The organism is Blautia caecimuris, assembly GCF_024622975.1.
GTDB lineage: Bacteria > Bacillota > Clostridia > Lachnospirales > Lachnospiraceae > Blautia_A > Blautia_A caecimuris.
Genome location: NZ_JANJZT010000060.1, coordinates 1 through 7,979, shown reverse-complemented (window position 1 = coordinate 7,979; position 7,979 = coordinate 1). Strand labels below are relative to the sequence as shown.

At 36.7% G+C, this 7,979-nt stretch carries 10 protein-coding genes; 5 read left to right on the top strand and 5 right to left on the bottom strand.

Annotated features, from left to right (window positions below):
* Positions 1–53: 53 nt before the first annotated feature.
* The 4 genes from NSA57_RS18870 to NSA57_RS18855 all read right to left on the bottom strand — a co-directional run bounded on the left by NSA57_RS18870 (position 54) and on the right by NSA57_RS18855 (position 3,426).
* Entirely contained in the window at positions 54–1,172 is a 1,119-nt protein-coding gene (locus NSA57_RS18870) for an MATE family efflux transporter (protein WP_330671392.1), read from the bottom strand.
* Between the two features lie 75 nt (positions 1,173–1,247).
* Entirely contained in the window at positions 1,248–1,808 is a 561-nt protein-coding gene (locus tag NSA57_RS18865; protein WP_257465774.1) for a TetR/AcrR family transcriptional regulator, read from the bottom strand.
* Between the two features lie 23 nt (positions 1,809–1,831).
* Positions 1,832–2,494 carry a class I SAM-dependent methyltransferase gene (locus NSA57_RS18860; protein ID WP_265341239.1) on the bottom strand — a complete coding sequence of 221 codons (663 nt, stop codon included), beginning with the start codon at positions 2,492–2,494 and terminating at the stop codon, positions 1,832–1,834.
* Positions 2,495–2,790: 296 nt separating this feature from the next.
* A complete protein-coding gene (locus NSA57_RS18855; protein ID WP_021372271.1) occupies positions 2,791–3,426 on the bottom strand; it encodes a helix-turn-helix domain-containing protein in 636 nt (211 codons plus the stop codon).
* Between the two features lie 487 nt (positions 3,427–3,913).
* Here NSA57_RS18855 and NSA57_RS18850 point away from each other — a divergent pair, with 487 nt between their 5' ends.
* From NSA57_RS18850 to NSA57_RS18830, 5 genes are all read left to right on the top strand, one after another.
* On the top strand, positions 3,914–4,975 hold the full coding sequence (locus NSA57_RS18850; protein WP_330671393.1) for a replication initiation factor domain-containing protein: 1,062 nt from the start codon (positions 3,914–3,916) through the stop codon (positions 4,973–4,975).
* On the top strand, positions 4,975–5,178 hold the full coding sequence (locus NSA57_RS18845) for an excisionase (RefSeq protein ID WP_002610247.1): 204 nt from the start codon (positions 4,975–4,977) through the stop codon (positions 5,176–5,178). Before NSA57_RS18850 ends, NSA57_RS18845 begins: the two co-directional genes overlap by 1 nt.
* A gap of 78 nt (positions 5,179–5,256) precedes the next feature.
* On the top strand, positions 5,257–6,450 hold the full coding sequence (locus tag NSA57_RS18840) for a site-specific integrase (protein ID WP_257465773.1): 1,194 nt from the start codon (positions 5,257–5,259) through the stop codon (positions 6,448–6,450).
* A 484-nt stretch (positions 6,451–6,934) separates the two neighbouring features.
* On the top strand, positions 6,935–7,120 hold the full coding sequence (locus NSA57_RS18835; protein WP_117636859.1) for a hypothetical protein: 186 nt from the start codon (positions 6,935–6,937) through the stop codon (positions 7,118–7,120).
* Entirely contained in the window at positions 7,113–7,721 is a 609-nt protein-coding gene (locus NSA57_RS18830) for a GNAT family acetyltransferase (RefSeq protein WP_120392733.1), read from the top strand. Before NSA57_RS18835 ends, NSA57_RS18830 begins: the two co-directional genes overlap by 8 nt.
* Before the next feature lie 40 nt (positions 7,722–7,761).
* Here NSA57_RS18830 and NSA57_RS18825 read toward each other — a convergent pair whose 3' ends face one another.
* The gene (locus tag NSA57_RS18825) at positions 7,762–7,896 is read right to left on the bottom strand and encodes a hypothetical protein (RefSeq protein ID WP_255646893.1); all 135 of its coding nucleotides are present in this window, start codon (positions 7,894–7,896) and stop codon (positions 7,762–7,764) included.
* Between the last annotated feature and the right edge of the window lie 83 nt (positions 7,897–7,979).

The window sequence follows — 7,979 nt, the reverse complement described above, 5'->3', positions numbered from 1 at the left end:
TATAAAATGGATGAAATCAGTGAAGAGGAAGCGGCATCCGTTTGATATAGCAATTATTTAATATTCGTTATACTAGTAATAGTGTAAAGAATATAACCGATACTAACAATTAAAAAATAATGGCTGACAACATTTGTTACAGCTTCGTTGGAAACAAACAATTTTGCCAACTGTTTAGAGAAGAAAATAACAACTGCTGATAATACAATTGAAACAATAATACCATATTTTAATGCTAATTTCAGATAATTCTTTGCTCTGTCGATACGTTGTGCTCCAATACATTGTCCTACGATTGAAGTCAACACCATATTAAGAGCCATAGCAGGATAAAATAATATCATTTCTAATTTTCCTGCAACTCCGTAGCCAGCAATAGCAGAAATACTATAAGTACTAACAATAGCAGTTAAAAATGTTGTACTAATAGCAGGGATACTTTGTTGAATAACAGACGGCACAGCATTATTTATAAACGGCATAATCTCTGTTGTATCAAAATCAGATAGTGAAAGGTTAAATAATTTTTTGCGATAAATATAAATGCACATAAAAGCCAAACAAATAATCTGTGATATTAAGGTTGCGATTGCCGCTCCGTGAAATCCAATTATGTTAATGAAAATAGGATCTAAAATAGCGTTCAATAGAGTAGACACAAGCATCGCAACTGCCTGAAACATAGTATTGCCAAAACTTCTTAAAACGGCTGTAAAGTATAAATACAAATAAACTGCTACATATCCCAAAACATATATAGATAAGTAATTCTTTGCCATATCAAAAATTTCAGTCGGTGTATTTAAAACTATCAAAATAGGTTCTAAAAAAATCTCCAATACAATTGTAATAAGCACTGAAAGAATTACAGATACAAAAAAAGAAGTAGCTATAATATTCTTTTTCTTTTGCTCATTTTTCGCACCAATTACCTGTGATAATAGAATGGCTAACCCGTTTGTTGCTCCCATACCAATTGAAGTTAAAATTAAAATAATAGGTGTAGAATTTGTTAACGCTGCATATGCCTGCTCACCTAACAAATTTCCAATCCAAAGACTGTCTACAAGATTATATGCCATATTTAAAAACATGGCTATTATCATGGGAACAGACATTTCAATTAAACATTTTTTCGTGTTTCCGTTTACAAAATCAATATTTTTGTTCATCTTAATTCCTCCTTTTGAATGAAAATCATTCATTTTATTGTAATAAATATTCCCTGCCTTTTGGCAGGGGAATATTTAAAGCCTAAACAAATCCCTAAAAAATGCCTTTATCCGTGTGCTCTTTTCTTTAGTTGATATATCGGTATTTAATAAAATTCCTAGTTGTCCATATATGCAAAAGCTGGCATACATTTCAACATCATTAACTTGTATTTCATTTGTGCAATTTGCTCTTTCAATAATTTCAGATACAATAGGAAAAAGTTTTTCACATACATTCAATGCTAATAAATTATGGAAATTTTTATTTTGGTTATTATGAAAAACGGGATAATATGTATCATCTTCTTGTTCTGTAAAAAGTATCATCTTCCGCAAAATATCTTTTAAACTATCCTTTTTTATATTTATATTTTTTGTCATATTGGCGACTAAAATATCTGCATATTCATTGATAGCGGACTGAAAAAGTACATCTTTTGATGGGAAATATCTATAACATAATCCTTGTGCTATTCCAATTTCTTTTGCTATGTCTGATATTGAAGTTTTTTCAAACCCATTTACACTAAATAATTTAATAGCTGTTTCTAAAATTTCTTGTTTACGTTCCTCTGGTTCTTTTGAAATACGCATTGTTTTCTTTCCTTTCCTTCGGTTCAGTTATTGTATGCTATAATTAAACAAGATGTTGTGCCAAAAGATTTCCATTCAATTTCGTGGAAGTCTTTTGATAACAATAACAACATTTCCTTTTTTGAATAAATTTTTACATCCCCACTATTGCTATGTTTCATATAGTAATTCATTATCTGTCTTGCTCCGATTGGTTGCCAACAATCGCCGATAATGAATACTCCATTTTGCTTTAAGCACCTAGACACTTCTTTCGCTACAATATCTGGTAGTGGATAATGATGAAATGAGTCATTACAGACAATGGCGTCAAAAGAATTATCTTCAAAAGGTAATCTCTCAGAATCGCCTAAGATAAGTGTTGCATCGTTTCCTAGTTTATTTCTTGCAATTTCAAGCATATTGGGAGATATATCTATTCCAAATAGTTGTTCTGCTATATTTAATTCTTTTATTTTTTTAAGCAACGCACCCGTTCCACAACCTAAATCTAATATAGAATGGATATTCTTATTTTTTAAATTTTCTATAATCGGCTTATAGAGCTTTCGAGCGTGTTCTCCCTGAATGTTTGTATCATAATCGGCTGCTTGCTTATCAAAGGTCTTTTGTGATTTTTGTTTCGTAATATTCATGTGATCAACTCCTTTCACAAAAATTATATCTCGCGAATGAACGATTGTCAATGAATAACATTCAATAAACTTTGTGCATTTCAAAGACGTGTATCTCTAATTTGAAATACACGCCTTTTTGATTATCTTACAATCTTCCAGTTACTATTCTTATGTAGTACAACTCATACTGCGACACTTGCGTTGATATTGCCTGATTTGTCACAAATCAGATTTTACTTCTTTCTTCCTCTTGATTACCCACAACAGAAAAGAAAAAGCCCTGTCAAGAGCTTGCCACCATTGGTGGTGCTTGCACTCTTGATTGGGCTTTTTCTTTTCTGTATCTTCTCACAAGAGGAAAAAGATTATTCGTCCTCATCATCAAAATGGTTATTCTTTAATACTTCCCGTAACAGTTCCATATCCTCTTTTGAGTTCGGGTTTATCATTTTCACTACTTGATGTGGTGTCCTATATTTATGTCCCACTATGCTTTCTCCGAACATATCCATGCTGTATAAATCATCATAGCGGTCTAGTAGTTTTTGGAATTTCAAATGCTGGATAAATTCTTTGATTGGGTAAAGGTCGGACGCTACAATGCTTTTCCCGTTGATGTAATCGGTAATATATTCCCGTAACTTTTCTAACTCATATTCCAGCCATTCTTCCTCGCTATCAAAGAAGTTGTCATAGTGTCCATGTTTTAGTTCTGCATTTAGACGTTCTTCGATTTTTAAAAACTGGCAGACTTCTTTTTCTCCCTGATTGACAAACTTCCATTCCCCCGACAACAATTCATTGGGTGTTACTCCCAGCACGTCTATTATCTTTTCCAGCGTATCAAAGGTAGGAAAATTCACACCTCGTTCAATCTTGGAAAGGCTCTGCATATTGATACCGATTTTATCCGCAAGTTCCTGCTGTTTCATTCCTCTGTGTTTTCTTATGGTTTGTATGTTTTCTCCTAAAAAACTGATTTTCTTTTCATAATGCTCCATAACTTAGTATAACCGCTCCTTTCGTTGCTTTTCTTTCTGTTTATAAGCCTATCATACTTATTTTATTTTGAAAAGTCAATAAAAACTTCTTGACAAGTAATCCTGCTGGCGTTATTATCGTATCAGATGAAGTGATTAAGCACGCTAGGGTCAATCACACACTTGAGTAAGCATATAGATGAGTTGTTTTCGCTTTGACAGCATGAACAGGCATGGACTATCAGACCGAAAATCATGGTTTCCAAAAGGGGCTGGCTGGACGGGACACGTCCCCCAGACGTGGAGCGGACAGACAGTTCCTTTTGGAAAGGGAACGCCTTTAGGCGTTCGCAGAGGGCGTATATGTAACACCGCCCTGCGTATACATGTCATAGTACCTAGAAACTGTGATAAATAAAGGAAAAAATGCAATTTATACCCCGCAAAAAATCGGGGCATACGAAAGGAGTAATGAAGTATCGCAACACACGAAAATTTATCCGTTAAGATTGATTATATCAGCATTGTATTTGAAACCGCAACCGCAGAAGATGTAATCACACACATTTTAGAGTTACCGACTGACATTTTCAATGTTTATCCGGCAACCGTTAAATTCAAGACTTATCAGATACGCTGGGAGATTGGAGATATTTATGTATCGGGGGACGCAAGAAAGACAGAGGACAACCCACAAGGGTTAGGCTGTTATCTTGTTATGACTGGCAGAGGTTGTGATGATATTTTCCGTATTCTCAACAGCAGAAACTATACCTTTGGGGATATGTTCAAACATTGTGAAAGAAGATACGGACTGGATAACTTCCACTTCACAAGGCTTGATATTGCCATTGATGATAAGAACGAAAAACCATTCTTTACCATAGAGCAGATAAAGAAGAAATGCGAAAAAGAGGAATTTATCTCCAATAGTGAAGGCTACCACTTTGATGAAAGTAAGTTTGATGATTTCGACACCGCAAAAACGGTTTATATCGGTGCTGGAAAATCGGGATTGTCCTACCGCTTTTATGACAAGGATAAGGAAGTCTGTTCAAAATATAATAAGACACTTGATGAAGTCGGCAGTTGGAAACGGACAGAAATGCAACTGCGTGATGATAAGGCTCATGTTTTTGCCATGACATTCAAGGACAGACCACTGGAACTTGGGGAACTGGCTTTCGGGCTATTGGCAAACAACCTACGCTTTGTCGTAGCAAACAGAAATGAAAGCAATAAAAGCAGATGGAAAACGTGTCGGTTCTGGGAACGCTTTTTAGGGGCTGTGGAAGTCTTGAAACTGCAAGTACCCAAACCACATAATTCCCTTGAAGAAACACAGCAATGGCTCGCAGAGGGTGGCGTGATTTCCGCTGTCAAAAGTTTTTACTTCTTGGAAGAACATGACGCATTAGGTGGACTGGAAAAAGTAGGAACTATGCTTGATAAGGCAAGATACAGCACTTCCCTTTCCAGTAAACTGACCGCACACTTACAGAGGATAAACCGCACTGACCTTATCTCCTATATCCAGTATGACACGAAACAAGGGAAAGGGGGTATCTGATGAATAACAACGATATTCCCGTATGGGAAAAATACACCCTTACCATTGAAGAAGCGTCTAAGTATTTCCGTATCGGAGAAAACAAGTTAAGACGCTTGGCAGAGGAAAACAAGGACGCTGGCTGGCTCATTATGAATGGCAACCGCATACAGATTAAACGCCGACAGTTTGAAAAGGTTATTGATAAATTGGACGCTATCTAGTGCAAATGAGCCTTGTATGTGTTATGATGAACACAAGTCATATCAAGGCTCTTTCCAACAAGGAAAGGAGCAGACACCATGAAAGAAAAAGGACGGGATAACAAAGGACGTATCCTGCATACTGGAGAGAGCCAACGAACAGACGGAAAATACTTATATAAATATGTGGACGCATTTGGAAACACAAAATATGTGTATGCTTGGAGATTGACACCCACAGACCCGACACCAAAGGGAAAGCGGGAAAAACCCTCACTTCGAGAACTGGAACAGCAGATAAGACGGGATATAGAGGACGGTATCGACAGCACAGGCAAGAAAATGACGCTTTGCCAACTCTACGCCAAACAGAACGCACAGAGGGCAAATGTGAAGAAAAGCACACAGAAACAACGGGAACAGCTCATGCGGTTATTGAAAGAGGACAAGTTGGGTGCTAGGAGCATTGATACGATAAAACCCTCTGACGCTAAGGAATGGGCGTTACGCATGAAAGACAAAGGCTTTTCCTACAATACCATTAACAACCATAAACGCTCGTTAAAAGCGTCATTCTATATCGCCATACAAGACGATTGTGTAAGGAAGAACCCTTTTGATTTCAAGTTGAGTGAAGTCCTAGAAAATGATACCAAAAAGAAAGTCGCATTGACAGAGGAACAGGAACAAGCACTACTGTCATTCATCAAGACGGACAACGTGTATCATAAGTATTACGATGATGTACTGATACTGTTAAAGACAGGACTTCGTATTTCGGAACTGTGCGGACTGACAGTAGCCGACATTGATTTCAAAAATGAAGTTGTGATTATCGACCACCAGTTACTAAAGAGCAAGGAACAGGGCTATTATATTGAAACGCCTAAAACAAAAAGCGGAATAAGGCAAGTACCATTAAGCAAAGAAACGATACAAGCATTTCAACGGGTTATGAAAAAACGTCCAAAGGCAGAACCATTTGTGATAGACGGACGGGGCAACTTCCTATTTGTCAATCATAAGGGCAAGCCCAAAGTTGCGATTGATTATAACGCCTTATTTATCCGTATGGTAAAGAAATACAACAAGCACCACAAGGACAATCCATTGCCACATATCACACCGCATACGCTACGCCATACATTCTGCACAAGACTGGCAAGCAAGAACATGAACCCAAAAGATTTACAGTATATCATGGGGCATTCAAATATCAGTATCACAATGAACTGGTATGCTCATGCGTCCATAGATACCGCAAAATCAGAGGTTCAGCGTCTAATTGCATAGAAGTATTTACCACGATTTTAACCACGCTTGATAGCGAAAATATAAGAAGATAGACCTAGATATGTGAGGTTTACCACAAAAGCAAAATGCCCGTAGAGCCGATAAAATAAGGCTTTGCGGACATTTAAGAAGATATAAAAAGATAGTCAAAAAGACATATATAATTTATCAGAATTTTTATATTCTTCATAGTCTTTTCCTCTATATAGTAACTCCGCTTTATTGTCCCAACTTTATTTTAGTACTTATTCCAATTCTTTTCAATACTTATTTTCCATGTTGACGCATTTCTCTGTCACTTGTATAATTAAATTAGATATAGAGAATATCTGTTATCAAAATATCGTCCACTTACCGGAAGCATCTAATAAATATCCGGCTTGAAAATTATTTAGAAATTATTTCAGTTTTTGATATTGTGTTTTTATCACACATTGCATATACTATAAATACACAAAAAGCCAGAAATAGAGGAGGTGTTAGTATGGCTACTTCAAGTATTACTCATAATTTTGTCGTATCCAATCCAAATAGTGTAAAGCGTTTTGTCGCAGCGATTGACGAAGCCGATCGTGACCGCACACCAAAGCAGGCACTTCCCGGACGTCAGTTAACAAACCCACAGGAAATCTTAGCTTTAATGTCAAAAAGGAAGAAAAAACATGTCTGATAAATATTTTACCGTTAATATTCGGGCATATTTGGATAAAGACGAACCGACATATATCGGAGAGGAAAGTCTTTACGACTTGCTCTCCGATTTTTCTTGTCCCCAAAATCCCGATGTGGAATACTTTTTATTACATAATGCGGTTGAGTTTGCCAAAAAAGATCAATCTATCACTTATCTGGTATTCGATGCCGAAGATGCTTCACTGGTCGGCTATTTTTCTCTTACAGTAAAGCCAATATCTGTCCGGGCTTCAAATATCAGTAAGACGATGGCAAAGAAGCTGTCCCGTGTCAGTATTCTGGATGAAGAAACACAGTCTTACAACACAGCAGCTTACCTGATTGCACAGTTAGGTAAGAACTATTCTCTACCAAAGGAAAAACGAATCCCTGGAAACATCCTGCTGGGATTTGCACTGGAAACCATATCCGGTCTCAAATATTCCGTAGGCGGCGTTATGGAATTTCTTGAATGCGAAGATAATGAATTTCTTCTGAGCTTTTATACACAAAATCATTTCAAGCCATTTGATACCCGTATTACCGCTTCCCAGAACAATGAACCTCACACTCTATATCAGCTTTTGAAATTCATCTGAAAACACATAAAAAGCGGCAGTCTGATTTACATTTAGTATTTCAGGAAACTGCCGCTTCTTTTTCTTCTTTATTCTGTTTTTCTTCCTCCAACTCCCGGAGGACTTCATCGCCGTACTTATCAATCATCCGTACCAGAAAATCAATGCACCGCTCAAATTCAATATTCTGTTGCATAAGCTCCGTAAGCGCTTAAATCTTGGGTAGCTTTACTGTCTACGTTTTTGAACTCATAATGATAGCAAATAGATTTTTACTAC